Here is a 25,603-nt window from a genome sequence, read left to right as displayed (position 1 = left end):
CTGGGTGGCGGGTGCGGCCCTCCGGGGGCGGGGTTTTCGGACTGCTTCGCTTTACGTCCGAAAACCCCGCCCCCTCCGGCCCTCCCCCTCCTGTGAGTTGAGCGCCCCCGCCCGGTAGGGGTGAGGGAAGAGGGGGCGGAGTGGGGTGCTGTCTATATCCCTGCTTCCGCCGGAGGGAGAGTCGGAAACGGGGCGGTGCTTGTACCTCTTCTCCCACCGGGGCGGGGTCCCGTCCATGTGCGGGAGGGGGCGGTGCCGGAGGGGTGGGTGTTTCGGACGTAAAGCGAAGCAGTCCGAAACACCCACCCCGGAGGCACCGAACCCGGCACCCACCACCCAGCGGGGCACCCCGCCCCAACAACCCCTCCGCCGAAGGCGGAGAACAGCAACCCCCCACGGCGGGGAAGCCGGCAACGTACGGGACCTGCGGCATCAGCCGCCACGGCGGGAGAGCCAAAAACGTGGGATGTCAGCCAAGCGCGGAACGACCCGCCAACCCCTCCAGATCCGCACGCGTCAGGCCCGTGAGGCGGGCCACCTCCGCGGGGTCGACCGCGCCGCAGTCGAGGCCGCGGAGGAGGTATCCGCTGAGGGCCTTGGCGGTGGCGGGCTCGTCCATGACGTCGCCGCCGGCCTTGGCCACGTAGGCGGCGAGCCGGGCCGCGGCCTTCTCCAGGCCCTCGCGGTAGAAGGCGTAGACGGCGGCGTAGCGGGTCGGGAGGTGGCCAGGGTGCATGTCCCAGCCCTGGTAGTAGGCGCGGGCCAGGGCGCGGCGGGTGAGGCCGTGGTGCAGCTTCCAGGCGTCGTGGACCTGGGCGGTGGGGCCGACCGGCAGCACGTTGGTGGAGCCGTCGGAGAGGCGGACGCCGGTGCCGGCGGCGGCGACCTGCATGACGGCCTTGGCGTGGTCGGCGGCGGGGTGGTCGCTGGCCTGGTAGGCGGCGCTGACGCCGCAGGAGGCGCTGTAGTCGAAGGTGCCGTAGTGGAGGGCGGTGGCGCGGCCCTCGGCGGCCTCGATCATGCGGGAGACGGTGGCGCGGCCGTCGGGGCCCAGGATGGACTGGGTGGTCTCGATCTGGATCTCGAAGCCGATCCGGCCGGGCGTCAGGTCGCGGGCCTTCTCGAACGCCTCCAACAGCCGGACCATGGCGGTGACTTGCTCGGCGTAGGTGACCTTGGGGAGGGTGAGGACCAGGCCGTCGGGCAGGCCGCCGGCCTCCAACAGGCCGGTGAGGAAGATGTCCAGGGTGCGGATGCCGCGGTCGCGGACGGCCGCTTCCATGCACTTCATCCGGATGCCCATGTACGGGGCGGCGGTGCCGTCCCGGTAGGCGGCGGCGACCAGGGCGGCGGCGCGGGCCGCGGCCTCGTCCTCCTCGGCGTCGGGGCGCACGCCGTAGCCGTCCTCGAAGTCGATCCGCAGGTCCTCGATGGGCTCGCGCTCCAGCTTGGCGCGGACGCGCTCGTGGACCGGGCCGGCGAGGTCGTCGGGGAGGCCGAGGACGGCGGCGAGGGCGGCGGCGTCGGGGGCGTGCTCGTCGAGCATGGCCAGCGCCTGGTCGCCCCAGGAGCGGATGGTGCCGGCGGTGAAGGCGTCACCGGGGACGTAGACCGTGTGGACGGGCTGACGGGTGCCGGGGTCGCCCGGGTAGCGCCGCGCCAGGTCGGCGTCCACCTCGGCGAGGGCGGCTCCGATGCCCTCGCGTACGGTGTCCGCGAGGCTCATCGCCACGGTCTCCTGCTGCCCCATTTCGGTACCCTCCCGATGCTCGTGCCCGGCGCCGCCACCGGCCCGGGCATTTCCGCTTAACGGAATCAACAATCCGTATAGCGAAGCTAACCGTGTCCCTGGGTGAGGTCAACACTTTCCGGGATGTGGCGGGGCAACGGCCCTGTACTTGGCGGTGCAGGTCAGCGGGGTGCCCGGCCCGACAAATCCGTGGCGCCGGCCGCCCGCCGCGGCCACAATCGCCGCCATGACATGGACCGCACCCACGAGGGAACGCCGGGAAGCGCCCGCCGCGGCCGGCGAACGCGCGATGTTGCAGGGCTGGCTGGATTTCCACCGCGACACCCTGCTCACCAAGTGCGCCGGCCTGACCGCCGAACAGCTCGCCCGACCCGCCACCCCGCCGTCCACGCTCACCCTGCTCGGCCTGGTGCGCCACCTCGCCTACGTCGAACGCTGCTGGTTCCGGCAGCGGTTCGCCGGCGAGGACGTCGACGTCCTGTACGTCACCGAGGAGGACCCGGACGCCGACCTGCACGCCCTCGACCCGGCCCGCGCCGCGACGGACCACGCGGCCCTTGGCGCCGAGATCGCGGCCTGCGACGCGGTGGCGGCCGGGCGCGACCTGGAGGAGACCTTCACCGCCCCCAGCGGCCGCACCCTCAACTTGCGCTGGGTGTATGTCCACTTGATCGAGGAGTACGCCCGGCACAACGGGCACGCGGATCTGCTGCGCGAGGCGATCGACGGCGCGACCGGCGCCTGAGGGAGACGCCGGCGGCGAGCGCCACAGGGGGTGTTTTCCGGCCACGGCCGAAGGCCCCGTACGCCCGATGCGTACGGGGCCTTCGGCCGTGCGATGCCTACGGGCGCGCGGGCCCGACCGGGTCAGCCCTTGCGGGTCTTGACCTCGTCGGTGAGCGCCGGGACGACGTTGAACAGGTCGCCCACCACGCCGTAGTCGACCAGGTCGAAGATCGGCGCCTCGGCGTCCTTGTTGATGGCGACGATGGTCTTCGAGGTCTGCATGCCGGCGCGGTGCTGGATCGCGCCGGAGATGCCCGCGGCGATGTAGAGCTGCGGCGAGACCGACTTGCCGGTCTGCCCGACCTGGTTGGTGTGCGGGTACCAACCGGCGTCCACCGCGGCGCGGGAGGCGCCGACGGCCGCGCCGAGCGAGTCGGCGAGCGCCTCGATGACCGGGAAGTTCTCGGCGCCGTTGACGCCGCGGCCACCGGAGACCACGATCGCGGCCTCGGTCAGCTCCGGGCGGCCGGTCGACTCGCGCGCGGCGCGCGAGACGATCTTGGTGCCCTTGGAGGCGTCGGCGACGGTCACCGCGAGCTGCTCGACCGCGCCGGCGGCCGGAGCGGCCTCCGGGGCGGCGGAGTTGGGCTTGACGGTGATGACCGGAGTGCCCTTGGTGATCCGCGACTTGGTGGTGTACGAGGCCGCGAAGACCGACTGGGTGGCCACCGGGCCCTCGTCGCCGGCCTCGACGTCCACGGCGTCGGTGATGATGCCGGAGCCGATCCGGACGGCGAGGCGGGCGCCGATCTCCTTGCCCTCGGCGGAGGACGGCAGCAGGACGGCAGCCGGCGAGACCGCGTCGTAGGCGGCCTGCAGTGCGTCGACCTTGGGGGCGACGAGGTACTCGGCGAACTCCGGGGCGTCCGCGGTCAGGACCTTGACCGCGCCGTGCTCGGCGAGCACCGGCGCGGCGGTGTCCGCGCCGGCGCCGAGGTGCACGGCGACGGGCTCGCCGATGCGGCGGGCCAGGGTGAGCAGTTCGAGGGTGGGCTTGCGGACGGCACCGTCCACGTGGTCGACGTAGACAAGGACTTCAGCCATGGGAATTGCTCCTGCGAGAAGAGTGCGGGCGGAGGGAGGACGGATGGTTCCGACGGGCCGTCAAGTGCGGGCGGGAGGCCGGGAGTTGCCCCCGGGCCCGCGGTCGGCCGCGGCGCCGGTCCGGGGCCGGGCCCCGGACCCGCGGCTCAGATGAACTTCTGGCCCGCGAGGAACTCGGCGAGCTGCTTGGCGCCCTCGCCCTCGTCCGTGACGATCGTGCCCTTGCTGCGGGCCGGACGCTCGTCGGCCGACTCGACCGTGGTCCAGGCGCCGTCCAGGCCGACCTCGTCCGCCTCGATGTCCAGGTCCTCCAGGTCCAGCGTCTCGACCGGCTTCTTCTTGGCGGCCATGATGCCCTTGAAGGAGGGGTAACGCGCCTCGCCCGACTGGTCGGTGACGGAGACGACGGCCGGCAGCGCGGCCTCCAACTGCTCGCTGGCGGTGTCGCCGTCCCGGCGGCCGGTGACCTTGCCGCCCGCGACGGCGACCTGGGAGAGCTGGGTCACCTGCGGGACGTTGAGGCGCTCGGCGAGCAGCGCCGGCAGCACGCCCATGCCGCCGTCGGTGGAGGCCATGCCGCAGACGACGAGGTCGTAACCGGTCTTCTCAATGGCCTTGGCGAGCACGAGCGAGGTGCCGAGCGCGTCGGTGCCGTGCAGGTCGTCGTCCTCGACGTGAACGGCCTTGTCGGCGCCCATCGACAGCGCCTTGCGCAGCGCGTCGGTGGCGTCCTCGGGACCGACGGTCAGGACCGTGATCTCCGCCTCGTCGTCGTTGGCTTCCTTGATCTGCAGGGCCTGCTCGACGGCGTACTCGTCGAGCTCCGAGAGCAGACCGTCCACGTCGTCCCGATCGACGGTCAGGTCCTCGGCGAAGTGCCGGTCGCCGGTGGCGTCGGGCACGTACTTCACACAGACAACGATCCTCAAGCTCACGCCGGCTCTCCTACCTGCTTCGTCTCTTCAGAACTGCCTTGTGCTGGCAGCATAGGCGCCTCACGGGGCGGCTCCCGGTCGGTTACGGATCCCCGCGCCGACCGCCATGTTACTCGCTAGTACACCCAGTCTGCTGCCCCGAATCAAGGCCGTCGAAATGTGACCTTCCCAACGGCCCGACCGGGGCATGCGACGACTCCGCGCGGAACCCGTCAGTCGCGCAACGCGTTGAAGCGGCCCTGGTGGTAGAGGAGCGGACGGCCCGGCCCCGCGGGGTCGCCGACGAGCGGCTCGGCGAGCACGATCCGGTGGTCGCCGGCCGGAATCCGGGTCACGACCCGGCACACCAACCAGGCCAGCACGCCGTCCAACAGGGGCACGCCCTCCGGGCCGGTGCGCCAGGAAGTGGCGGGCCCGAAGCGGTCGGCGCCGCTGCGCGCGAAGGTGGCGGCCAACTCCTGCTGGTGCTCGCCCAGGAGGTGCACGCCTATGTGCTCGGCCTCGGAGACGGCCGGCCAACTGGAGGCGCCGACGCCGATGCCGAACGAGAGCAACGGCGGTTCGGCGGCGACGGAGGTGAGGGAGGTGGCGGTGAAGCCGACGGGTCCGGAGCCGTGCGCGGTGATCACCGCGACGCCCGCGGCGTGTTGGCGGAAGACGGAGCGCAGGAGATCGGGGGAAGCGGTGCGGGGCGTGCCGAGGTCGGGCGAGGCCGTCATGGAGTTGTCCTTCTGCTGTGGGCGGTGAGCCCGGGCGGAGCCACCGGCATCCGTGCGGCGCGCGGCGGCGGTGAAGTCGTCGCTGCTCACACGCCGGGACAACGCGCGCTGGCGGTCCGCAGAAGGTCAACGTGCGCGCGTCCGTACAGAAGGAGGAGGAATCCTGGCCGCATCACGTCAGGCTGACGATGCGTGACCGGGAGCGTCAAGTGCCGCCCGCCATCTGGGAGATCAATCACGGACCGCCGCCCCCAGCGCGGCGATGACGTCCGCCTTCCGGGGCTGTCCCGCCGCGCGCCGGACTATCGCGCCGTCCCCGTCGAGCACCAGCACCGTCGGCGTCGCCACCACCTCCAGGCGCCGCACCAGCTCCAGCCGGTCCTCCGCGTCGATCTCGACGTGGGCCACCCCGTCGATCATCCCGGCGACGTCGGCGAGCACCCGTCGGGTGGCCCGACAGGGCTGACAGAACGCGCTGGAGAACTGCACGAGCGTGGCCCGCTCCCCCAACTCCGCGCCGATCTCGGCGCCAGCCAGCCGCGCCCCCTCGCCCCGTTCATCCCGATCACGCACCTTCGTCCTCCCCTCCCCTCGACGCGCCCGCCGCCTCCGCGGTCCCCGACGTCTCCTCGACCGTCCGGCTTCAGCCCTCCGGCTCGCCGCATTCCCACAGTGCAGCGTTCGCGGAACCGCGAACATTCCCCTCACCGACCACCGTTTTCCGACGGACCGTACGACGACACCGGCCGACACCGTCCCGCTCCCCCTCCCCCGCCCCGTTCCACGTGACGAGAATCTCCCGCCTGGAACCGCGTCCCGGCTGGCCGCAGGGACGGACATCGGGCACGATCTCCCGGAAGCCGCAGAGTTACGGCGGCGTAGGTTTCCGCCGGGAGAACCCTCCCCAGGCACAGAGAAGGGGCCCCCGGACATGGCCGAGTTCGTCTACCCGCCCGTCATCGGCGCCGCCCGCACGCTCTTCAAGACGCTGGACCTGAAGTTCGACATCGCCGGCACCGAGCACATCCCGCGGCGCGGCGGGGCGGTGCTGGTGAGCAATCACATCGGCTACCTGGACTTCGTCTTCTGCGGCCTGGCGGCCCGGCCGGCCAAGCGGCTGGTGCGGTTCATGGCGAAGGAATCGGTCTTCCGGCACAAGGTTTCCGGCCCATTGATGCGCGCCATGAAGCACATCCCGGTGGACCGCACACAGGGGATGCACGCCTACAAGCACGCGCTCTCCGCGCTGCGTTCGGGCGAGATCATCGGGGTCTTCCCGGAGGCGACGATCTCCGAGTCCTTCACCCTGAAGAACTTCAAGTCGGGTGCGGCACGGCTGGCCCAGGAGGCCGGCGTTCCGCTGCTGCCGATGGCCCTGTGGGGCACCCAGCGCCTGTGGACCAAGGGCCACAAGCAGCAACTCGGCCGCAACCACTTCCCCATAACGATCCGCATCGGCGAGCCGGTGGCGGCGGACGCCGCCGAGCAGCCGGAGAAGGTCACCGATCGCCTCCGGGCCCGCGTCCAGGACCTCCTGGAGGCGGCGCAACGCGCGTACCCGGTAAAGACGCGGGGCCCGGAGGACACGTGGTGGATCCCGGCACACCTTGGCGGCACGGCGCCCATCCCGTAGGGACGTCTCCCACGTTGTCGGCTTTCCCGCCGCGCGGGTTGCCGGTCCGCTGCGCTTGGCTTGCTGCCCACGTTGGTGGCTTTCCCGCCGCGCGGGTTGCTGCCTGTCGCGCCTGCGGCGCGGGGCGGATCCGCTGCGCGGGGCTGTTGGGTTGCGGTGACGGGCCTCCGGGGGCGGCATGCCAGACTGCTTCGCTTTACGTCTGGCATACCACCCCCTCCGACCCGTCCCCCCCGTTGGGTGGGTGGAATTCTCTGAGATGGGGCTGGCCACTGTGGTCCGCTGACAGTCACCGCCCGGTTGCTTGGGCCACCTGTCCTCTTACGGTCACCACGCAGGCTCACACGTACCCGTCATCTGACGGCCACCACCCAACCCAACGGCCCGAGTTGACCCACCGGCAGAACGTGGCACCCACCGTTTTCACCCACCCCCAACGGGAGGGGACGGGCCGGAGGGGCGGGTGTGCCAGACGTAAAGCGAAGCAGTCTGGCATGCCCGCCCCGCAGGCCCGTCACCGCACCCCAACAGCCCCGCGCAGCGGACCGGCCCCGCGCAGCGGACACGTCGGCCCGCCCCGCGCAGCGGACCGGCAGCGGAACCGCAACCCGCGCGGCGGGAAAGCCACCAACGTGGGGAACAGCCGGCCGCAGGCCCACGGCGGGGAAGCCACCAACGTGGGCAGCAACCGGCGTCAGCCGGCACGGTTACCGGGACATCTCCTCGCGTAGCGCCGAGAGGAACCCGTCGACGTCCGCCTCCTCCGTGTCGAAGGCGCACATCCAGCGGACGATCCCCGCGCTCTCGTCCCAGAAGTAGAAGCGGTACCGCTTCTGGAGGCGTTCGCTGACGTCGTGGGGGAGGCGGGCGAAGACGCCGTTGGACTGGACGGGGTAGAGGATCTCGACGCCGGGGATCTCGCGGACGCCGGTGGCGAGGCGTTGGGCCATCGCGTTGGCGTGGCGGGCGTTGCGGAGCCAGAGGTCCTTGGCGAGCAGGGCCTCCAACTGGACGGAGACGAAGCGCATTTTGGACGCGAGTTGCATCGACAGCTTGCGCAGGTGCTTCATGGCGCCGACGGCGTCGGGGTTGAGCACGACCACCGCCTCGCCGAAGACGGCGCCGTTCTTGGTGCCGCCGAAGGAGAGGATGTCGACGCCCACGACGTTGGTGAAGGCGCGCATCGGGACGTCGAGGGTGGCCGCGGCGTTGGCTATCCGGGAGCCGTCGAGGTGGACGAGCATCTTCCGCTCGTGGGCGTGGTCGCAGATGGCGCGGACCTCGTCCGGGGTGTAGACGGTGCCGAGTTCGGTGCTCTGGGTGATCGAGACGACCTGCGGCATGGCGCGGTGTTCGTCCTCCCAACCGTGCGCCTCGCGGTCGATCAGCTCGGGGGTGAGCTTGCCGTCGGGGGTGGGGACGGTGAGCAGCTTGAGGCCGCCGATCCGCTCGGGGGCGCCGCACTCGTCGACGTGGATGTGCGCGGTGTCGGCGGCGATCACCGCGCCCCAGCGGTCGGTGACCGCCTGGAGCGCGACGACGTTGGCGCCGGTGCCGTTGAACACCGGGAACGCCTGGGCGCGTTGGCCGAAGTGGCTCCGGAAGACGCGCTGGAGGTGCTCGGTGTACTCGTCCTCGCCGTAGGCGACTTGGTGGCCGCCGTTGGCGAGGGCGAGCGCGGCGAGCACCTCGGGGTGCGCGCCGGCGTAGTTGTCGCTGGCGAAGCCGCGGATCTGCGGGTCGTGGTGCTGGCGGGCGTCGGTCTTCGCCCGGTTCACGGCTTGGGGGTCAGCCACAGACGCTGTCCATTCACTTCCTGGGCGGGCCGGTCCCAGACCCCGGCGATGGCCTCGGCCAGCTCCGTGACGTCGGTGAAGCCCGCGAACTTGGCGTTCGGTCGCTCGGCGCGCATCTGATCGTTGACGAGCGCCTTCACGACCAGGATCGCAGCGGCGGCGCGGGGTCCGGCGTCGCCCCCCGACTTGCGGAGGCCGTCCGCCATGGCGAGGGTCCACGCCTCGGCGGCGGCCTTGGAGGCGGCGTAGGCGGCGTTGCCCGCGGTGGGCTTGCTGGCGCCGGCGGCGCTGATCAGCAGGTAGCGGCCGTTGCCGCTGCGTTCGAGGCCGTCGTAGAAGGCGAGGGAGGTGTGCTGAACGGTGCGGATCAGCAGCTTGTGGAGGGTGTCCCAGTCCGCCAGGTCGGTGTCGGTGAACGTCGAGCAGCCGCGCCAGCCGCCGACGAGGTGGACCAGTCCGTCGACGCGGCCGAATTCCTTCTCCGTGCGGATGGCCCATTCGCGGGTCTGGTCGCGGTCGAGGAGGTCGACGGTCTCGCCGATGACCGTGGCGCCGCCGTGGGCGTAGCGCGCCGCGTCGACGGCCTCCGCCAGTCGTTCGGGGTTGGAGTCCGAGCCGACCACCGTCGCGCCGGCCTCGGCCAGCCGCAGGAGGGTGGCGCGGCCCGCCGGGCCGGCCGCTCCGGCCACCGCGATGACCGCGCCCTCCAGCGCCCCCTGTCCGCCCGTCGAAGTACCCATCTCCGTCGCCTCCTCGTCGTCCTGCCCCTGGACGGCCGCCGACCGGGGATCCCGGTCGGTCCGCACGCTCTGCACCTGGTGATCCTGCTCGTTCCGCGCGCCCGTCACGCCGCCGCCGGCGTGTCACTGTGAGCGGTGATGCCCTTGGTGGAGGCGATCACGGCGCGCAGCTTCTTGGCGAGCGCCTCGTAGAACATGCTCAGCGGGAACTCGTCGGGGAGCACGTCGTCCACGAGTTTGCGGGGCGGCCGGTCCAGGTCGAGGGCGTCGGGGCCCTTGGCCCAGGCTGAGCCGGGGTGCGGGGCGAGGTAGCCGGAGACGAGGTCGTAGGCGGCGAACCAGTGGACCAGCTTGGGCCGGTCGATGCCGTCGCGGTAGAGCTTCTCAATCTCGCCGCAGAGCTGGTTGGTGACCTTGGGCGCCCGCTCCCAGTCGATGTGCAGTGTGTTGTCCGTCCAGCGTACGACGTCGTGCTTGTGGAGGTAGGCGAAGAGGAGCTGGCCGCCGAGGCCGTCGTAGTTGCGCACCCGCTCGCCGGTGACCGGGAAGCGGAACATCCGGTCGAAGATCACCGCGTACTGCACGTCGCGGGCCTGCGGGTAGCCCTCGGCCTCCAGTTTCACGGCCTCCTTGAAGGCGGTGAGGTCGCAGCGGAGTTCCTCCAGGCCGTACATCCAGAACGGTTGGCGCTGCTTGATCATGAACGGGTCGAACGGCAGGTCGCCGTGGCTGTGCGTGCGGTCGTGGACCATGTCCCAGAGGACGAACGCCTGTTGGCACCGCTGCTGGTCGTCGAGCATCGTGCGGATGTCGTCGGGGAGTTGGACGCCGAGGATCTCCACGGCGGCGGCGCTGACCCGGCGGAAGCGGGCGGCCTCGCGGTCGCAGAAGATGCCGCCCCAGCTGAAGCGCTCGGGGGCCTGGCGGACCGCGATGGTCTCGGGGAAGAGGACGGCGGAGTTGGTGTCGTACCCGGCGGTGAAGTCCTCGAAGGTGATGCCGCAGAAGAGGGGGTTGTCGTAGCGGGTGCGCTCCAGGTCGGCGAGCCAGTCCGGCCAGACCATGCGGAGCACGACGGCCTCGAAGTTGCGGTTCGGGTTGCCGTTCTGGGTGTACATGGGGAAGACGACGAGGTGCTGGAGGCCGTCGGCGCGCGCCTGCGCGGGCTGGAAGGCGAGCAGCGAGTCGAGGAAGTCGGGGACGCCGAAGCCCTCGTCGGCCCAGCGGCGCAGGTCGCCGACGAGCGCCTGGTGGTAGGCGGCGTCGTGCGGGAGCAGCGGGGCGAGTTCGCGGATGGCCGTTATGGCGCGCTCGACCTCGTGGCGGACGGCGGCGGCGGTCGGTGCGCCCTCGGCGGCGAGGTCGATCGAGCCGTCCTTGGACTGCCACGGGCGAAGGGTCTCGACGGCGTCCTTGAGCACCGGCCACGCGAGGTGCGCGACCACCGGCTCATCGGAGAGAGCGTCGCCCCGGACACCCACAGGCGAAAGAATTTCCGTCATGACTGCCCTCCGGCGGTAGATCGTCCTGTTGAGACCACGGTAACCAGCCAGGGATCACCCATTCAAGTGGGGATGCTGAAAATTATTCTGCTGACTCGCATGGTCACGGATGTTTTTCCTGTGTGTTACGGCTTCGAGCTCACTTCCTGGCCCCCAGTGGCATGGTCACCGCGTTTTCTGCGGCGCGACTTGGGTAGGTGGGAAGGTCGGCTCTGGGCCGAACGGGTGAGGGGCGCCGGGGACCGGGCGCCGCTGCGGTCGGCGGGCGGGCCGGCGGGGCGTAGCGGGTGCGGCGCGGGGGCACTCGTACGGGCTAGAGGGCACTTGTCCCTACGGCGCTGCCGCACGTCAGCGGATTAGGCTGTGCGCCATTTCGGGCGGCAGTGCGCCGGTGGCCGACTTGTGCACGGAGCCGACAGCAACCGAGCCGACCAGAAGCGAGGCAGCCTTGTCCTTTCTGACCATCGGGCACCGCGGATTGATGGGTGTGGAGCCGGAGAACACCCTGCGCTCCTTCGTGCGGGCCGAACGCGAGGGCGTCGACGCCATCGAGCTGGACCTGCACCTGAGCAAGGACGGCGCGCTGGTGGTGATGCACGACCCGGACGTCGACCGGACCACCGACGGCGCCGGGCCGATCGCCGAGCGCACCCTCGCCGAGCTGCGGGAGCTGGACGCCGGGCGGGGCGAGCGGATCCCGGTGTTCGAGGAGGTCGTGGAGGCGGTGCGGCTGCCGCTCCAGGCCGAGATCAAGGACGTCGCGGCGGCGCAGGCGCTGGCCGAGGTGGTGGGCGCGCGCGATCTGACCGGCCGGGTGGAGGTGATCTCGTTCCACGACGAGGCGTTGGCGGCGGTGCGCGGTGCGCTGCCGGGGGCCCGCACCGGGCTGGTCGCCGAGCACTACGGTGCCGAGGTCATCGAACGCGCGAAGGCGGTGGGCGCGGAGCTGGTGTCGTTGGACATCCGGCGGCTGACCCTGGAGCTCGTCGAGCGGGCGCACGCCGCGGGGTTGCGGGTACTTGGGTGGACGGTGAACACCCATGACCACCTGCGGCTGGCACGGGGGTTGGGGCTGGACGGCGTGGTGACCGACCGGCCGGAGATCCGGCGGGCGGTGCGTTTCACGGCGTAGCGGTCGGCCGGGTGCGGTCCGAACCCGGCGCGCGGGCCGCCGGGTTCGGGAAACACGCAGTTCACCGCGGTGCAATCTGCTTCCAGCATGCGGACGTTCGGGCCGGTGATCTCGACAGATCGGGCGGTGCGCTGCCACTCTCCGGGCATGCATCCCTCCCGACGCCGTGTGCGTCTGACCGTCTGCGCCACCGTCGTGCTGCTCGGCACGGCGGTCGGCTGCGCCCCGCAGGACGCCGCCCCGGGCGGCACGCAGGCCGCCGGGAAGCGGAGTTGCGCGCCCGGCAAGCTGGCCACCGTGACGCCGGGGACGGTGACCGTCGGCACGGACGAGCCCGCCTACCCGCCCTGGTTCAACGACGACGACCCGGCCAACGGCAAGGGCTACGAGTCGGCGGTGGCCTACGCCGTGGCGAGGGAACTGGGGTACGGCAAGGGCGCGGTGCGGTGGCGGAAGGTGCCGTTCAACAGCGCCTTCGCGCCCGGGGCGAAGGCGTTCGACTTCGACATCAACCAGGTGTCGATCAGCGCATCGCGCAGGCAGGCGGTGGCGTTCTCGTCCGGCTACTACGACGTGCGGCAGGCCGTGGTGGCGCTCAAGGGCTCCAAGGTGGCCGGCGCCAAGAGCGTCGCCGACCTCAAGGACGTGCGGTGGGGCGCGCAGGTCGGCACCACCAGCCTCGATGTCGTCAACGACACCATCCGCCCCAGCCGGCCCGCCGCGGTCTTCCAGAAGAACGACCTGGCCAAGTCCGCGCTGAAGAACGGCCAGGTGGACGCGATCCTGGTCGACCTGCCGACCGCCTTCTCCATCACCTCGGCGGAGCTCAAGGACGCCGTGGTCGTTGGGCAGTTCGCGCAACGGGGCCCGGCCGAGGAGCAGTTCGGGCTGGTGCTGGACAAGGAGAGCCCGCTGACCGGCTGCGTCACGGCGGCGGTCGACGCGCTGCGCCGCAAGGGCACGCTGGCCGCGCTGGAGAAGCGGTGGCTGGCCGACGCGGTCGACGTCCCGGTGCTCAAGTGAACTACGGGGAAGGGGAGATGACGGAGACGGGGGCGGCGGGGAGCGCCGGGTCCGGCGTCGTCGACGACGGGTACGTGCCGTCGCGGCGACGGATCGAGCGGGAGCGGTACCGGCGGGTCCGGGCGCGGCGGGCCGTCGCCATCGCGGCGCTGAGCACGCTGGTCACCGGCGCTGTGCTGGTCGTTGCGGTGGTCAACTCGCCGGGCTGGCCGCGCACTCGGGAGACGTTCTTCAGCCCGGCGTATGCGCGGATCGCGCTGCCGAAGGTGCTGGAGGGGCTGCTGTTGAACCTGCGGCTGCTGGTGGTGTGCGGGGCCGCGGTGTTGGTGTTCGGGCTGCTGCTGGCGGTGGCGCGGACGCTGCGCGGGCCGGTGTTCTTCCCGCTGCGGGCGCTGGCTGCCGCGTACACCGACGTCTTCCGCGGAATGCCGTTGATCATCTGCCTGTTGATGGTGGTGTTCGGGGTGCCGGCGCTGCGGCTCCAGGGGGTCACCACCGACCCGGTGGTCCTCGGTGGCGCGGCACTGGTGCTGACGTACTCGGCGTATGTGGCGGAGGTCTTCCGGGCCGGCATCGAGTCGGTGCACCCCTCGCAGCGGGCCGCGGCCCGGTCGTTGGGGTTGACCAGCGGGCAGGCGCTGCGCTTCGTGGTGCTGCCGCAGGCGGTGCGGCGGGTGGTGCCGCCGCTGCTCAACGACCTGGTGTCGCTGCAGAAGGACACCGGGCTGGTGTCGATCGCGGGCGCGGTGGACGCGGTGTACGCGGCGCAGATCATCGCCGGCAAGGACTTCAACTACACGCCGTACGTGGTGGCCGGGCTGGTCTTCGTGGCGCTGACGATCCCGATGACCCGCTTCACGGACTGGGTCACCGCCCGGATGGACCGCCGGCGCGCCCAGGGAGGGACGGTATGAGCACGACGGACGGGGCGGTGACGGCGGGGACGGCGGACGGGGCCGGCGGGCCGGTGCTGCGGCTGGAGGCGGTGCGCAAGACCTACGGGCGCGGGCGGAGCGTCGTGCTGCGGGACGTGGATCTGACCGTCGCCCCGCACAACGTGACCGTGCTGATCGGGGCCTCCGGGTCCGGCAAGTCCACGCTGCTGCGGTGCGCCAATCTGCTGGAGGAGATCGACGACGGGGCGATCTTCCTGGACGGCGAGGAGATCACCGATCCGCGGGTGGACGCGGACGCGGTGCGCCGCCGGATCGGCGTGGTCTTCCAGGCGTACAACCTCTTCCCGCACATGAGCGTGCTGGACAACGTCACGCTGGCGCCGCGCCGGGTACACGGGGTGCCGCGCGCCGAGGCCGAGGAGCGGGCCCGGGCGCTGCTGGCGCGGCTGGGGCTCGGCGAGCGGGCCGGGGAGTATCCGGACCGGCTCAGCGGCGGCCAGCAGCAGCGGGTGGCGATCGCCCGGGCGCTGGCCGGGCGGCCGCGGTTGCTGCTGCTCGACGAGATCACCGCGGCGCTCGATCCGGAGCTGGTCGGCGAGGTGTTGACGGTCGTGCGGGACCTCAAGGAGGAGGGCCTGACGATGGTGATCGCCACCCATGAGATGGGGTTCGCCCGGGAGGTCGCCGACCAGGTGTGCTTCCTGGAGGACGGGGTGGTGCTGGAACGCGGGGCGCCGGAGCGGGTGTTCGGCGCTCCCGAGCACGCCCGGACCCGGCGGTTCCTCCAGCGGATCATCGAGGCCGGGCGGCTGTGAGCGGCCTGCCGGTCGGCCGGGCGGTCAGCCCAGCGGCTTGACCAGCAGCTCGAACTCCAGGTCGGCGCGCTGCGGGACGCCGAACCGCTCGTCGCCGTACGGGAACGGGCTGAGCTCGCCGGTGCGGCGGTAGCCGCGCCGCTCGTACCAGGCGATCAGTTCCTCGCGCTGCCGGATCACGGTCATCCGCATCTCCCCGGCGCCCCAGGTGGCGCGGGCGACCCGCTCGGCCTCGGCGATGATCGTCTTGCCCAGGCCGCCGCCCTGGAGGGTGGGCCGGACCGCGAACATCCCGAAGTAGGTGTGGTCACCGCGGTGCTCCAACTGGCAGCAGGCGATCAACTCGCCGTCCCGCTCGGCGATCAGCAGCCGGCCGCTCTCGTGGCGCACCGCCGCGCCGACGCCCTCGGGGTCGGTCCGCTGGCCCTCCAGCAGGTCCGCCTCGGTCGTCCACCCGGCCCGGCTGGCGTCCCCGCGATAGGCCGCCTCCACCAGGTCGACGAGCCCGGGGATGTCGTCCTCGGTGGCGGTGCGGAAGGTCAGCGAGGTGGGGGACATGGCGCGCGGGGTCCTCTCGGGTCGTAAGGATGACTGACCGCGAGGCTAACAAGAGGCGGTCGGCGGCGGCAGGGCCGGAGGTCCCCCGCTCCGGGCGGGGTGTCGGGTGTGCCGTGTCAGGCACCCGGGGCCCGTCGCCCGGCGTAGGGTCCCTGGCATGGTGCAGGTACTGAGCAGCAGGGTGCTGTTGCGGCCGACCGATCCGGAGCGGTCGCGGACGTTCTACGGCGAGGCACTGGGCCTGGCGATCTACCGGGAGTTCGGTACGGGGCCGGAGCGCGGCACGGTGTACTTCCTCGGCGGCGGCTTCCTGGAGGTGTCCGGGCGGTCGGCGGAGGCGCCCACGCCGACGCTCCAGTTGTGGCTCCAGGTGGCCGACGCGGCGCGGGCGCACGAGGAGTTGGTCGGGCGCGGGGTGACGGTGCTGCGGCCACCGGTGCGGGAGCCGTGGGGACTGATCGAGATGTGGATCGCGGACCCGGACGGGCACAGGGTCGTCATCGTGGAAATCCCGGCGGACCATCCGTTGCGTTACCGGCCCTGAGGAAACGCGGCCTACGAACCCGCTGGGACCTGCCCGGCGGCATGGCCGAGGCGAACGAACCGCCCGAAGTCCGGCCGCCGGAGCGGCAAGGGGGCACGCGAAGTCGACCGGCGGGACGGCTAGCAGCTTTGTGCGATGTGGTTCCTGTGAATTGCCTGACGCGTACGCAATCCCCTGGTAAAGGACCATCCACGTCACCCCTGGTAGCGAATTCCGTGACGGGTGGGGCCCTTGTTGCTCGGTGACGGACGCGGTTCGCTGAAGTGTGGCGATCCGTCATCCTGGAACAGGAGTGCCCTGCCTGCCGAAGCCGGGGGGGCGACCGGAGTGCCAAGCTTGCGTCAACACTTGCGTTCTTGCGCAGTTATGGCGCTAGTCTCAGGCCCGAGGCGGCTGCGCAAACAAAAGCCGGCCACCTCCGCATGCTCGGAACGGGACAGGGCTCCTGGGAGTGCCCATGAGTAGGCCCAATCGGCTTTCTCACCACAAGGGTTGCTTCCGCGACGCGAATCCCTGGCGAGAATAGCCACATCGGCCACCGATGTCCGATGTGGCCTCAGCTTCCGCAGTCACGCGTCCGCTGTATCCCGCATCAAGGAGAAGGCCGTTCGCATGCCTCCTCGCGGGTTTGAGTAACCCTCGCTCGTGTGCAATCGACTCACACCTCCAGGAGGTGCCTCATGGGGCTTCCACCTCGTCTGCGCTTAGTGCGTTCCGAGGATTCTGCGCGCCCCGTCGCGGTGCACTGCGCACTTCGCATCGTGTGCGACCAGCAAGCGGAGGAGACGGTACGCGAACTGTGCGTTGGCATGTTCGCGAGAATCAACGTGCCTTTGGACAGCCGATACGTCATCGATCCGAGTGGCACCACCACTGTGCTCGTGGAGATCGGCCTCGCCGCCGGTGGTTCCGCAACCGCCGTCCTGGAACGGCTGGTTGTCCAACTGACCCGCGAACCCGGGGTGCGTAACGTGTCCTGGCGTATGGATATGGATACCGAGGATTTCCCCGCGGCCGACCCGCCAACCGGTAGATCCGGCCCCTGAGTTGCCCCTCGCGGGTTTCTTCAACGCGATGCTCTGAGAGTGACCACTCTTGGGGCTCGCCGCTCTGCGGCGCTTGAGCCCGTCATTTCGGTTTCGGCCTGCGACACACCGTCTGGCGGGGCCCGTTGACGGCAGCTGCCGAAGCGGCGAAGTAACGGCGATGCAGCCCACCGCGGTTGCTTCCGCCGGAACGAGCGACGGTGTTTGTCGACAGCGTCAGCCGCGCTCCACGGCTCAGCCACATCACCTTCATGGAAACTCCCGTCGAGGCATCTGACGGCATTTACCCAGGGCCCGTCGTGGCCCGCGCTCTTGGTGAAAGGGATTCGGTGTCAGTGCGTAGGAGATGGCTCGTAGGAATGGTGGGGCTCGTGTTGTGCGCGGACGTGCTCCGCGTCGGATGGGGAGTGGTGGCTCCCGCCTCGGCCGGGCAGGAGTCGGGCGAGGTCATTCCCTCGACGGTGCGCGGGGGAACTCGGCTGGCAGCAGGGGTGTTGGGGCATCTTCCTCTGCCCGGGCCCGCGCGGAACCGTGAGGAGACGGCATACTGGACCGCTCAACGGATGGCTGAAGCGGTGCCGGTCGACATAGCGGACGCCGTTCGCCTGGGCACGGGCCTGTTGACGTCCACCGGGAAATTCCTCCGCACCGGGGTGCCGCTTCGAGCGGCCGAGCACTTCGACGGCATGCCCATGGTGGGGACCTTCTTCTACGACGGCAGCCCCGTCAACGGTAGGGCCACGTACTGCACGGGCAGCGTGGTGCACAGCACCGGTCACGGCCTCGTCCTGACGGCCGGGCACTGCGTCCTCGGTCTCACCCACGCCAAGCACGCCATCTTCGTGCCCGACTACCGCTTCGGCCGCTCCGCCACCGCCCAGCCCTACGGCATCTATCCGGTGACCCGCTTCTTCGTGGACCCCCGCTACCGGGCCAACACCAAACAAGCGACATCCGACCTGGACCTCGCCTTCCTCCAGGTCTCCACGAACGCCAACCACCACACGGTTGAAGGCAACACCGGAGCTCTGACATTCGGCCGGACACCCGGCTACCACAACCGTGTCACGGTGATCGGTTATCCCTACTCCGCCGCGGTCAACCGAGGCCACCAGGCCGTGCGTTGCGACGTCACCACCAGCCGGCTGCCGGGCTTTCGGCAGATGCGGATGGAGTGTGGAGGGTTCTACGGCGGCGTCTCCGGAGGCCCGTGGATCAGCGGCTACCGCCCTTCCGCGAGGGCCGGCAAGGTCATCGGGAACGTCGGCGGCTACAACGGTGGCGGGAACGACGCCAACGACGACAGCGTCACCTACTCACCCCTGTACGGCAAGGACGCCCAGGACCTCTACGACGACGCCAACGCGGGCCGCACGGTCCACCGCCCGCGCACCTACCACCCACAGCCGTGATCCCACCCGACCGTGCCCACCGACGCCCGTAGGACCACGACGGGGACCGGGGAGAGCCAACCCCAGCCGTCGGTGCTGCCGGGTTGCCGGTCGGTGGTCGGATGCCTGGCGGTGATGCGGGCGCGGCGCACTTCCTCCACCCCGACCGCCGGCGTCCTGGCCCCTGTACTCGATGCCGTCGGGCGCTGGCAGAGGCGCTTATAGGTCGGGCTTATAAGGCAGATCGGCAGAGTGTCTTGGACGGCCCCGCGGGCTGATTGCTGCAATCAGCGCATGACTCATCACGGCATCGTGCTGGTCCCCGGAGAGTGCTCTGCGCGAACCCCCGGGCCGAGGGCGGCACGGGCGACATGCCCCGGCCCGCCCACGGCGGGGTAACCGTCCCGAGCCGATCACCGGACACCTGCGTCTGTCCGCTACCGAGCCGCGCCCTCCCCGTCGGTCTTCACGCCGGGAAGACCGCCCCGCGTCCCGGCTGCGTCCACGTTCCTCGACGAGGAGAAACGCCATGGCAGCAACCGCGTACCCCGCTCCCGGCCCGTCTCCTGCCACACCACCCGACACCCCCTGGTACAGGCAGCTGTACTTCTGGGTCCTGACCGCGATCGTCTGCGGCAGCCTGACCGGCTGGCTCTGGCCGGGCATCGGCTGCGCGCTGGAGCCGGTCGGCACCACCTTCGTGTCCGCCGTCAAGATGCTCATCACGCCGATCGTCTTCCTGACGATCGTGGCCGGCATCGGCGGTGCCGACAGCCTGCGCCGGGTCGGCAGGGTCGGCCTCAAATCCCTGCTCTACTTCCAGGCCGGCACCCTGGCCGCCCTGGCCGTCGGACTGATCGCCGTCAACGTCTTCCAACCCGGTGCGGGAGTCCATGCCCACCCCGGCGCACTGCATCTGGCGGGCGACGCCGCCCAGTACGTCAAGGACGGCGAGGGCCGGAGCTGGTGGCACCTCCTCACCGACATCGTGCCCTCCAGCGCGGTGGGCGCCTTCGCCGACGGCAACATCCTCCAAGTCATCTTCCTCTCGGTGTTGTTCGGCATCGCGGTCAAAGCGGTGGGGGCGACGGGGGTTGCGATCGTCGACGGCATCAACCGGCTGAGCGCCGTGGTGTTCAGGATCCTGCACCACCTCATGCTGGCCGCACCCGTCGGCGCGTTCGGCGCGATGGCCTTCACCATCGGCAAGTACGGCATCTCCACCCTCACCAGCCTCGGCCAGCTCATCGGAGTGTTCTACGGGACCTCGCTGTTCTTCGTCGTCGTGGTCCTCGGCGGCGTTCTGGCCCTGCTCAGGATCAACGTCTTCCGGCTACTGCGCTACCTGCGCGAGGAGTTCCTCATCGTCCTGGGCACCTCCTCCTCCGAGAGCGTGCTGCCGCGGCTGATGGACAAGCTCGAAGGGCTCGGCGTACACCGCGACATCGTCGGCCTGACCGTGCCGACCGGCTACTCCTTCAATCTCGACGGCAGCTCCCTCTACCTGTCCCTGGCCGCCGTCTACATCGCCCAGGCCACCGACACGCCCCTCGGCCTCGGCCACCAACTCGGCCTGCTCGCCGTCATGATCCTCACCGCCAAGGGCTCCGGAGGCGTCACCGGCGCCGGCTTCATCGCCCTGTCCGCCACCCTCTCCACCGTCGGCACCGTGCCGGCCGCGGGCATCATGTTGATCTTCGGTATCGACAAGTTCATGTCCGAGTGCCGTGCCCTGACCAACCTCGCCGGAAACAGCGTCGCCACCCTCGTCGTCGCACGCTGGGAACACGCCCTCGACACCGCACGCGTCAACCGCGTCCTGCACGCCCGAACTCCCGAGCCCGCCCAGGCACCACCACACGACACCGAGGCCGAACCGGCACCCGCCAAGGCATGACCCCCCAAGCGCCCCGTGGTCACGAGGCGGCCCGGACGGGCACCGGATCGTGCCGACCGAGGTGCCCGCGGACCATCCGCTCCGGTACCGGCCCAGACCCGACGGCGAGGTCGGGCGGCACGCGTGCGTGTGGTGCAACTCTGGCCTGCGCAACGGTAACTGGTGGGAGGGGGCCGCGGTCGCTAGCGTCGCGGCATGACCACTACGGAACACCCGCTGGGCGGGGAGCACTTCGACGTCGTCATCGCGGGCGGCGGGCCGGTCGGCCTGGCGTTGGCGGGGGAGTTGCGGCTGCACGGGGTCGCGACGCTCGTCCTGGAGAGGGGCCGCCCCGGGGAGGGCGAGCCGCGCACGCTGATGGTGCACTCCCGGACGTTGGAGAGCCTGGACCGGCGCGGGCTGCTGACGGAGTTCGCCCGGGCCCAGGAGCGGCTTCCGGGGCTCGCGGCCTTCCGGCGGAACCTCGACGACCGCGGCGCCCGCGGCCACTTCGCCGGGCTGTTCCTGCTCGGCCGGCACACCGCGGAGCCGGCCGAGCAGCCGCACAACCTGATGCTGACGCACGAGGTCCTCACCGAGTTGTTCGGCCAACGGGCCGCCGCGCTCGGCGCGGTGGTCCGGCACGGCCACGAGGTGACCGGGCTGACGCAGGACGACACCGGGGTCACCGTCCGGGTGCGGACTTCGGACGGCGAGTCGGAGGTGCGCGGGGACTTCCTGGTCGGGTGCGACGGCGGGCGCAGCGCGGTCCGCAAGGGCGCCGGGATCGACTTCCCCGGCACCGATGCGTCCCTGATCAGCCGGATGGGGCGGGGCACCGTCGAGGTCCACGGGGGCGGGGAGTTGCCGGCCGCCTGGGAGCGGACCGACCGGGGCTGGTTCATGCGGATGCCGGACGGGCGGATAGCCGTCGTCGAGTGGGACGCGTCGAAGGCGCCGGAGGGGCCGGCGACCGCGGCGGAACTGGCCGCGGGCATCGAGCGGGTGACCGGGGTGCGGATCACCCTGACCGACGTGGACTTCGTCAACCGCTTCTCCGACAGCACCCGGCAGGCGGACCGGTACCGCGCGGGCCGGGTGCTGTTGGCCGGGGACGCCGCGCACATCCACTTCCCGGCCGGTGGGCAGGGCGCCAACCTCGGCCTCCAGGACGCCTTCAACCTGGGGTGGAAGCTGGCCGCCCAGTGCCGGGGCTGGGCGCCGGCGGGGCTGCTGGACAGCTACCAGGTCGAGCGGCATCCGGTCGCCGCGCGGGTGTTGGCGAACACCCGCGCCCAGGTGGCGCTGATGCGCCCCGGCCCCCAAGTCGACGCGCTGCGCGGGCTGTTCACCGAACTGATGGCGATGGACGAGGTCAACAAGTACCTCACCGAGACCATCTACGCCACCGGCATCCGCTACGACCCGGGCCCGGACGGGCACCCGTTGGCGGGGACGTTCCTCCGCGATCTGCCGCTGACGACGGCGGACGGGCCGACCCGGCTGGTGGAACTGCTGCGCTCGGGGCGGCCGTTGCTCCTGGGGCTCGACGGGGAAGTGGGCGCGGACGGTCTGCGCAAGGCCGCGGCGGGGTGGGCCGACCGGGTCGCGATCGTCCCGGCCGATGCCGAGGGGGTGGGAGCGGCGGCGCTGCTGGTGCGCCCGGACGGCTATCTCGCCTGGGCGGGCGACGCCCCGGTGACCGAGGACGCGCTGCGGGCGGCGCTGACCGCCTGGTGCGGCCCGGAGCGGCCGGCGGCGGGCTGATCGGCCGCGCGCCGCGGCGCCGTCAGGACCGGGTGTCGGTGGCCTCGCCCCGGGGGCGGTCGGTGGCCGGCGCGCCGGGGACGAAGGTGCCGGGCGGCGCCCTGCGCTCCCGTATGCGCCCGTGCGCTCCCATGCGCCCCGCCCCGGGCGGGAATCCTGCGGGTGATCTCCGTCCCGCTCTCCGTCCCCCGGTCCAGGAGGTGTGCCATGCACACGTCGCCGCTGGTCGGCTGGTTGCTGGTGGCGCTGTGCGCAGCGACCGGCGGCTACTGCCTGTCCCGTATGCGCAGCGGGCCGCCGGCCCAGCGGGCGACGGCCCGTAGCGAGGCGCTGATGGCGGGGGGCATGGCGGTGATGGCGCTGCCCGCGTCCGTGGTGGCGCCGCCGGCGTGGGCGCCCTGGCCGTACGCCGTGGTGTTCGGCGCGGCGGGGCTGTGGGCGCTGCTGCGGCGCCATCTGCACCACGCGGTGGGCGCGCTGGCGATGGTCTACATGGCGCTCGCGATGGTCGGCATGCGGGACATGCCGGGGATGCAGGGGATGCCGAGTGCGCACGGCATGACCGGGATGACGGGGGCGGCCGGGGCGGGACATGCGGTGCCGGCCGGAGTGCCGCTGGTGACCGGGGTGTTGCTCGTCTACTACGTGGTCTATGTGCTCGCCGCCGGCGTGCGGTTGGCGCCGGCCGGTCCGGCGTCCGACGGCGGTACCGCCGTGCGCCCGGGTGCGCCCGGTGTACTACGGGCCTGCCAAGTGGCCATGGGGGTGGGCATGCTCGCCATGCTGCTGGCGCTCTGACGGGCGCCGCCGGGAGGGGATTGCGCCGGGCCGCGGGGCGCGCCGGACCGTGGCGTGGCGTGCGTCACTTCCGCCGCGGGAGCGTACCAACCGGTAGTCGGCCGCTCATAGGCTGTGGCCATGATGGTCCCCCTCACGCTGATGACCCTCGGCGTGCTGGCCGCGGCGACCGCGCCGCGCCTGATGGCCCGTTCCAACTGGCCGGACCGGGAGCCGGTACTCGCCTTGTGGGTGTGGCAGTGCGTGGTGGCCGGGGTGCTGCTCTGCTGTGTGCTCGCCATGGCGCTGAGCGCGGCCGCCGCCTGGGACGCGGTGCGCAGCCCGGTGTTCGGCTTCGCCCCGCGGGTGGTCGTCGAGGCGTACGCGCTCAACACCTACGGGCCGTGGGCCGGCGTGCTGGCGCTGCTGTTGGCGGGCGGCGGCGCGTGGACGGTGGTGGCGCTGACCCGCGAAGTGCGGGCGGCGCGGGCCCGCCGCCGGCGACGCCGGGCCGAACTCCGGCGCCGTTCGCCGCTGCTGCCCGGCGAGGACCCGCGCGGCGGCCGCCTGGTGGTGCTGGAGGGCGACCGGCCGGCCGCCTGGCTGTTGCAGCACCACCCCGCGACCCAAATGGTCATCACCACCTCGGCGTTGCGGCGCCTGAAGGGCCGCCAGCTCGATGCGTTGATCGCCCACGAGCAGGGGCACCTCCGGGCCCGGCACGACGTGCTGTTGCACTGCGCGTCGGCGCTGGCTGCCGGCTTCCCGCAGATCCCGGTGTTCGCCGCGTTCCGCGACCAGGTGCACCGGCTGGTCGAGTGGGCCGCCGACGACGTCGCCTCGCGCCGCTTCGGCCGGCTGACGATAGCCCTGGCACTGGTCCAACTCAACGAGGACAGCGGGGTGTTCGGGCCGTGCCCGCCCCAGCTCGCGCAGGTCCCGCAGCGGGTCGACCGGCTGCTGGCGCCGGCCGCCCGGCTCACCCCCGGCCGCCGCCTGGGGATGACCGCCTGTGCCGTCCTGCTGCCCGCCGTCCCGCTCGTGGTGACGTTCTGGCCGGGCCTGAACGCGCTGACCTGACCCGCGGCGGCCGGGCCGGGGTCACCATGGAGCCATGACGACCCTCAACGGCACGTCCGACGGGCCGGCCGCCGGCCGGATCGCCGGCGTCCTGTTCGACTTCTCCGGGACGCTGCTGCGCATCGAGCCGGCCGGAGCCTGGCTCCGGGCCTCCCTCGCCGCCTTCCACGCCGCCCCGGGCACGGCGCCCTGCCCGCTCGGCGACGCCGAGATCACGGCGCTGGCCACCGCCCTGGAACGGGCCGGCGCCCTCCCCGGCGGGCCCTCGCCGGCCACGCTCCCCGACACCCTGACCGCCCTCTGGGAGGCCCGCGACCGCGAGGCCCGCCACCACCGCGCCCTCTACACTGGCCTGGCCCGCCAAGTCCCCCTCCCCCGCCCCGAGTTGTACGACCCGCCGGGTGGCCGCTCGCTCTACGACGTGCTCTACGACCGCCATATGACCCCGGACGCCTGGCTGCCCTACCCCGACGCCGCCGAGGTGCTCACCGCGCTGCACCGCCGCGGCATCCGCACCGGCGTCCTCAGCAACATCGGCTGGGACCTCCGCCCGGTCCTGCGCGCCCACGGCCTGGACCGCCACCTCACCGCCTGCGTCCTCTCCTACGAGCACGCCCTCCAGAAACCGGACCCACGCCTCTTCGCGCTCGCCTGCGGTGCGTTGGGCCGCTCCCCCGCGCAGGTTCTGATGGTCGGCGACGACCGGACCGCGGACGGCGGCGCCACCGCCGTCGGCTGCGGCTACTTCCCGGTCGACCACCTCCCCGTCGACCGCCGCCCGGACGGATTGCGGCCCGTTCTGGACCTGGTCGACCGAACGGTGTGATCGTCCACGACCGGGGACCGCCGGGACACGACGAGCGGCCGGCGACAACACCGGCCCACCGCGCCCGCCCCGCTCCCCCGCGTCCCCTTTCATTCCGCTTTCATTCCGTTTCATTCCGCTTCATTCCGTCGTATCCCGGAGGCCCGTCCCATGTCCACCCCGTACCTCGACGCGCTGTTCTCGCTCTCCGGTCGGCGGGTCCTGGTGACCGGGGGCGGCTCCGGGATCGGCCGGGCGATCGCCGAGGCGCTGGGCCGGGCCGGCGCGGAGGTGGTCCTGATGGCGCGCCGCCCGGAGCCGTTGGTAACCGCCGCCGAGGAGTTGCGGGCGGCGGGCGTCGCCGCGGACTGGGTCGCCGCCGACCTGGGCGACCGGGCGGCGGTGCGGGCCGGTGCGGACGAGGTGGCGCGCCGGTTCGGCGAGCCGGACATCCTGGTCAACTCTGCCGGCGTCAACCCCCGCCCGCCCATGGGCGAGTTGAGCACCGAGGAGTGGGACCGCACGATGGCGGTCAACCTGGACGCCCCGTTCCTGCTGGGCCAGCGGTTCGGGCCCGGGATGGCGGAGCGGGGCTGGGGCCGCATCCTGCACCTCGCCTCCCAGCAGTCGATCCGGGCGTTCGGCAACAGCGGCGCCTACGGGGTGTCCAAGGCCGGACTGGCGGCGCTGACCCGCTCGCAGGCCGAGGCGTGGTCCCGGCACGGCGTGTGCGTCAACGCCCTCGCCCCGGGCTTCGTGCGCACCCCGCTCACCGCGGAGGTCTACGCCGACCCGGACCGCGTCGAGGCGATCGCCCGCCGGACGATGGCCGGCCGCACCGGCGAACTGGCCGACTTCGCCGGCGCCGCGGTGTTCCTGGCCGGCCCGGGCGCGGCGTATGTGACCGGCCAGACGGTGTTCGTGGACGGTGGGTTCTCCGTGACGTGAGGGGCGGCAGGGACCCTCTCGGCCGTGGGGCCATCGCGCC

Annotated in this window: 24 protein-coding genes and 1 pseudogene; 16 read left to right on the top strand and 9 right to left on the bottom strand. The window is 71.9% G+C overall.

Annotation, left to right across the window (positions count from 1 at the left end):
- Nucleotides 1-469 precede the first annotated feature (469 nt).
- On the bottom strand, nucleotides 470-1,750 hold the full coding sequence (locus tag PV796_RS32245; RefSeq protein WP_274917181.1) for a DUF6986 family protein: 1,281 nt from the start codon (nucleotides 1,748-1,750) through the stop codon (nucleotides 470-472).
- Nucleotides 1,751-1,976: 226 nt separating this feature from the next.
- Here PV796_RS32245 and PV796_RS32240 point away from each other — a divergent pair, with 226 nt between their 5' ends.
- Nucleotides 1,977-2,495 carry a DinB family protein gene (locus PV796_RS32240; protein ID WP_274917180.1) on the top strand — a complete coding sequence of 173 codons (519 nt, stop codon included), beginning with the start codon at nucleotides 1,977-1,979 and terminating at the stop codon, nucleotides 2,493-2,495.
- Between the two features lie 122 nt (nucleotides 2,496-2,617).
- On the opposite strand, the gene PV796_RS32235 is transcribed toward PV796_RS32240, so the two are convergent.
- From PV796_RS32235 to PV796_RS32220, 4 genes are all read right to left on the bottom strand, one after another.
- Nucleotides 2,618-3,580, bottom strand: coding sequence for an electron transfer flavoprotein subunit alpha/FixB family protein (locus PV796_RS32235; RefSeq protein ID WP_274917179.1), 963 nt, complete (start codon nucleotides 3,578-3,580; stop codon nucleotides 2,618-2,620).
- 146 nt (nucleotides 3,581-3,726) lie between these two features.
- A complete protein-coding gene (locus PV796_RS32230) occupies nucleotides 3,727-4,515 on the bottom strand; it encodes an electron transfer flavoprotein subunit beta/FixA family protein (RefSeq protein WP_274917178.1) in 789 nt (262 codons plus the stop codon).
- A 212-nt stretch (nucleotides 4,516-4,727) separates the two neighbouring features.
- A complete protein-coding gene (locus PV796_RS32225) occupies nucleotides 4,728-5,234 on the bottom strand; it encodes a flavin reductase family protein (protein WP_274917177.1) in 507 nt (168 codons plus the stop codon).
- 231 nt (nucleotides 5,235-5,465) lie between these two features.
- The gene (locus PV796_RS32220; RefSeq protein ID WP_274917176.1) at nucleotides 5,466-5,807 is read right to left on the bottom strand and encodes a TlpA family protein disulfide reductase; all 342 of its coding nucleotides are present in this window, start codon (nucleotides 5,805-5,807) and stop codon (nucleotides 5,466-5,468) included.
- Nucleotides 5,808-6,165: 358 nt separating this feature from the next.
- Between PV796_RS32220 and PV796_RS32215 the strand changes: the two genes are divergently transcribed.
- Nucleotides 6,166-6,867 (top strand): lysophospholipid acyltransferase family protein, encoded by a 702-nt coding sequence (locus PV796_RS32215; protein ID WP_274917174.1) that lies wholly within the window; start codon nucleotides 6,166-6,168, stop codon nucleotides 6,865-6,867.
- A gap of 707 nt (nucleotides 6,868-7,574) precedes the next feature.
- On the opposite strand, the gene PV796_RS32210 is transcribed toward PV796_RS32215, so the two are convergent.
- From PV796_RS32210 to PV796_RS32200, 3 genes are all read right to left on the bottom strand, one after another.
- Nucleotides 7,575-8,663 carry a threonine aldolase family protein gene (locus tag PV796_RS32210; protein ID WP_274917173.1) on the bottom strand — a complete coding sequence of 363 codons (1,089 nt, stop codon included), beginning with the start codon at nucleotides 8,661-8,663 and terminating at the stop codon, nucleotides 7,575-7,577.
- Nucleotides 8,642-9,403 (bottom strand): SDR family NAD(P)-dependent oxidoreductase, encoded by a 762-nt coding sequence (locus PV796_RS32205; protein WP_274919321.1) that lies wholly within the window; start codon nucleotides 9,401-9,403, stop codon nucleotides 8,642-8,644. Before PV796_RS32205 ends, PV796_RS32210 begins: the two co-directional genes overlap by 22 nt.
- A gap of 104 nt (nucleotides 9,404-9,507) precedes the next feature.
- The gene (locus tag PV796_RS32200) at nucleotides 9,508-10,905 is read right to left on the bottom strand and encodes a DUF6421 family protein (RefSeq protein WP_274917171.1); all 1,398 of its coding nucleotides are present in this window, start codon (nucleotides 10,903-10,905) and stop codon (nucleotides 9,508-9,510) included.
- Nucleotides 10,906-11,353: 448 nt separating this feature from the next.
- Here PV796_RS32200 and PV796_RS32195 point away from each other — a divergent pair, with 448 nt between their 5' ends.
- From PV796_RS32195 to PV796_RS32180, 4 genes are all read left to right on the top strand, one after another.
- Nucleotides 11,354-12,037: a glycerophosphodiester phosphodiesterase gene (locus PV796_RS32195; RefSeq protein ID WP_274917170.1), complete on the top strand. Its 684-nt coding sequence runs from the start codon at nucleotides 11,354-11,356 to the stop codon at nucleotides 12,035-12,037.
- Nucleotides 12,038-12,184: 147 nt separating this feature from the next.
- Entirely contained in the window at nucleotides 12,185-13,060 is an 876-nt protein-coding gene (locus PV796_RS32190) for an ABC transporter substrate-binding protein (protein WP_274917169.1), read from the top strand.
- A 17-nt stretch (nucleotides 13,061-13,077) separates the two neighbouring features.
- Entirely contained in the window at nucleotides 13,078-13,974 is an 897-nt protein-coding gene (locus PV796_RS32185) for an amino acid ABC transporter permease (RefSeq protein ID WP_274917168.1), read from the top strand.
- A complete protein-coding gene (locus tag PV796_RS32180; RefSeq protein WP_274917167.1) occupies nucleotides 13,971-14,771 on the top strand; it encodes an amino acid ABC transporter ATP-binding protein in 801 nt (266 codons plus the stop codon). The genes PV796_RS32185 and PV796_RS32180 overlap by 4 nt, the downstream gene beginning before the upstream one ends.
- Nucleotides 14,772-14,795: 24 nt before the next feature.
- Here the strand turns inward: PV796_RS32180 and PV796_RS32175 are convergent, their stop codons facing one another.
- Nucleotides 14,796-15,329, bottom strand: a complete 534-nt coding sequence (locus PV796_RS32175; RefSeq protein ID WP_274917166.1) for a GNAT family N-acetyltransferase — start codon at nucleotides 15,327-15,329, stop codon at nucleotides 14,796-14,798.
- Between the two features lie 157 nt (nucleotides 15,330-15,486).
- Here PV796_RS32175 and PV796_RS32170 point away from each other — a divergent pair, with 157 nt between their 5' ends.
- The 10 genes and pseudogenes from PV796_RS32170 (at nucleotide 15,487) to PV796_RS32130 (ending at nucleotide 25,563) form a co-directional block, all read left to right on the top strand.
- A complete protein-coding gene (locus tag PV796_RS32170) occupies nucleotides 15,487-15,873 on the top strand; it encodes a VOC family protein (protein ID WP_274917164.1) in 387 nt (128 codons plus the stop codon).
- 761 nt (nucleotides 15,874-16,634) lie between these two features.
- On the top strand, nucleotides 16,635-16,919 hold the full coding sequence (locus PV796_RS32165) for a hypothetical protein (protein WP_274917163.1): 285 nt from the start codon (nucleotides 16,635-16,637) through the stop codon (nucleotides 16,917-16,919).
- Nucleotides 16,920-17,482: 563 nt separating this feature from the next.
- Complete coding sequence (locus tag PV796_RS32160) at nucleotides 17,483-18,331, top strand: trypsin-like serine peptidase (RefSeq protein ID WP_274917161.1); 849 nt, start codon at nucleotides 17,483-17,485, stop codon at nucleotides 18,329-18,331.
- 508 nt (nucleotides 18,332-18,839) lie between these two features.
- The gene (gene dctA / locus PV796_RS32155) at nucleotides 18,840-20,207 is read left to right on the top strand and encodes a C4-dicarboxylate transporter DctA (RefSeq protein ID WP_274917158.1); all 1,368 of its coding nucleotides are present in this window, start codon (nucleotides 18,840-18,842) and stop codon (nucleotides 20,205-20,207) included.
- Nucleotide 20,208: 1 nt separating this feature from the next.
- Nucleotides 20,209-20,301, top strand: a pseudogene (locus tag PV796_RS42455) (VOC family protein); the annotation flags it as partial.
- Nucleotides 20,302-20,402: 101 nt separating this feature from the next.
- The gene (locus PV796_RS32150) at nucleotides 20,403-21,953 is read left to right on the top strand and encodes an FAD-dependent monooxygenase (protein WP_274917157.1); all 1,551 of its coding nucleotides are present in this window, start codon (nucleotides 20,403-20,405) and stop codon (nucleotides 21,951-21,953) included.
- Between the two features lie 207 nt (nucleotides 21,954-22,160).
- Nucleotides 22,161-22,751: a DUF5134 domain-containing protein gene (locus PV796_RS32145; protein ID WP_274917156.1), complete on the top strand. Its 591-nt coding sequence runs from the start codon at nucleotides 22,161-22,163 to the stop codon at nucleotides 22,749-22,751.
- Between the two features lie 120 nt (nucleotides 22,752-22,871).
- Nucleotides 22,872-23,810, top strand: coding sequence for a M56 family metallopeptidase (locus PV796_RS32140; RefSeq protein ID WP_274917155.1), 939 nt, complete (start codon nucleotides 22,872-22,874; stop codon nucleotides 23,808-23,810).
- A gap of 34 nt (nucleotides 23,811-23,844) precedes the next feature.
- Nucleotides 23,845-24,636, top strand: coding sequence for an HAD family hydrolase (locus PV796_RS32135; protein ID WP_274917154.1), 792 nt, complete (start codon nucleotides 23,845-23,847; stop codon nucleotides 24,634-24,636).
- A gap of 150 nt (nucleotides 24,637-24,786) precedes the next feature.
- Nucleotides 24,787-25,563 (top strand): SDR family NAD(P)-dependent oxidoreductase, encoded by a 777-nt coding sequence (locus PV796_RS32130; RefSeq protein ID WP_274917152.1) that lies wholly within the window; start codon nucleotides 24,787-24,789, stop codon nucleotides 25,561-25,563.
- Nucleotides 25,564-25,603: the final 40 nt, after the last annotated feature.

Source organism: Streptomyces sp. WZ-12, assembly GCF_028898845.1.
Classification (GTDB): domain Bacteria; phylum Actinomycetota; class Actinomycetes; order Streptomycetales; family Streptomycetaceae; genus Streptomyces.
This window is presented reverse-complemented; position numbering and strand designations above follow the sequence as displayed.

What these genes read in the sequence shown, in the direction of transcription:
- PV796_RS32205 (WP_274919321.1), bottom strand. Translation starts at nt 9,403, where the DNA reads ATGGGTACTTCGACGGGCGGACAGGGGGCGCTGGAGGGCGCGGTCATC.
- PV796_RS32160 (WP_274917161.1), top strand. Translation starts at nt 17,483, where the DNA reads ATGGCTGAAGCGGTGCCGGTCGACATAGCGGACGCCGTTCGCCTGGGC.
- PV796_RS32175 (WP_274917166.1), bottom strand. Translation starts at nt 15,329, where the DNA reads ATGTCCCCCACCTCGCTGACCTTCCGCACCGCCACCGAGGACGACATC.
- PV796_RS32185 (WP_274917168.1), top strand. Translation starts at nt 13,078, where the DNA reads ATGACGGAGACGGGGGCGGCGGGGAGCGCCGGGTCCGGCGTCGTCGAC.
- PV796_RS32135 (WP_274917154.1), top strand. Translation starts at nt 23,845, where the DNA reads ATGACGACCCTCAACGGCACGTCCGACGGGCCGGCCGCCGGCCGGATC.
- PV796_RS32130 (WP_274917152.1), top strand. Translation starts at nt 24,787, where the DNA reads ATGTCCACCCCGTACCTCGACGCGCTGTTCTCGCTCTCCGGTCGGCGG.
- PV796_RS32235 (WP_274917179.1), bottom strand. Translation starts at nt 3,580, where the DNA reads ATGGCTGAAGTCCTTGTCTACGTCGACCACGTGGACGGTGCCGTCCGC.
- PV796_RS32215 (WP_274917174.1), top strand. Translation starts at nt 6,166, where the DNA reads ATGGCCGAGTTCGTCTACCCGCCCGTCATCGGCGCCGCCCGCACGCTC.
- PV796_RS32150 (WP_274917157.1), top strand. Translation starts at nt 20,403, where the DNA reads ATGACCACTACGGAACACCCGCTGGGCGGGGAGCACTTCGACGTCGTC.
- PV796_RS32225 (WP_274917177.1), bottom strand. Translation starts at nt 5,234, where the DNA reads ATGACGGCCTCGCCCGACCTCGGCACGCCCCGCACCGCTTCCCCCGAT.
- PV796_RS32190 (WP_274917169.1), top strand. Translation starts at nt 12,185, where the DNA reads ATGCATCCCTCCCGACGCCGTGTGCGTCTGACCGTCTGCGCCACCGTC.
- PV796_RS32200 (WP_274917171.1), bottom strand. Translation starts at nt 10,905, where the DNA reads ATGACGGAAATTCTTTCGCCTGTGGGTGTCCGGGGCGACGCTCTCTCC.
- PV796_RS32245 (WP_274917181.1), bottom strand. Translation starts at nt 1,750, where the DNA reads ATGGGGCAGCAGGAGACCGTGGCGATGAGCCTCGCGGACACCGTACGC.
- PV796_RS32170 (WP_274917164.1), top strand. Translation starts at nt 15,487, where the DNA reads ATGGTGCAGGTACTGAGCAGCAGGGTGCTGTTGCGGCCGACCGATCCG.
- PV796_RS32240 (WP_274917180.1), top strand. Translation starts at nt 1,977, where the DNA reads ATGACATGGACCGCACCCACGAGGGAACGCCGGGAAGCGCCCGCCGCG.
- dctA (WP_274917158.1), top strand. Translation starts at nt 18,840, where the DNA reads ATGGCAGCAACCGCGTACCCCGCTCCCGGCCCGTCTCCTGCCACACCA.
- PV796_RS32145 (WP_274917156.1), top strand. Translation starts at nt 22,161, where the DNA reads ATGCACACGTCGCCGCTGGTCGGCTGGTTGCTGGTGGCGCTGTGCGCA.
- PV796_RS32140 (WP_274917155.1), top strand. Translation starts at nt 22,872, where the DNA reads ATGATGGTCCCCCTCACGCTGATGACCCTCGGCGTGCTGGCCGCGGCG.
- PV796_RS32180 (WP_274917167.1), top strand. Translation starts at nt 13,971, where the DNA reads ATGAGCACGACGGACGGGGCGGTGACGGCGGGGACGGCGGACGGGGCC.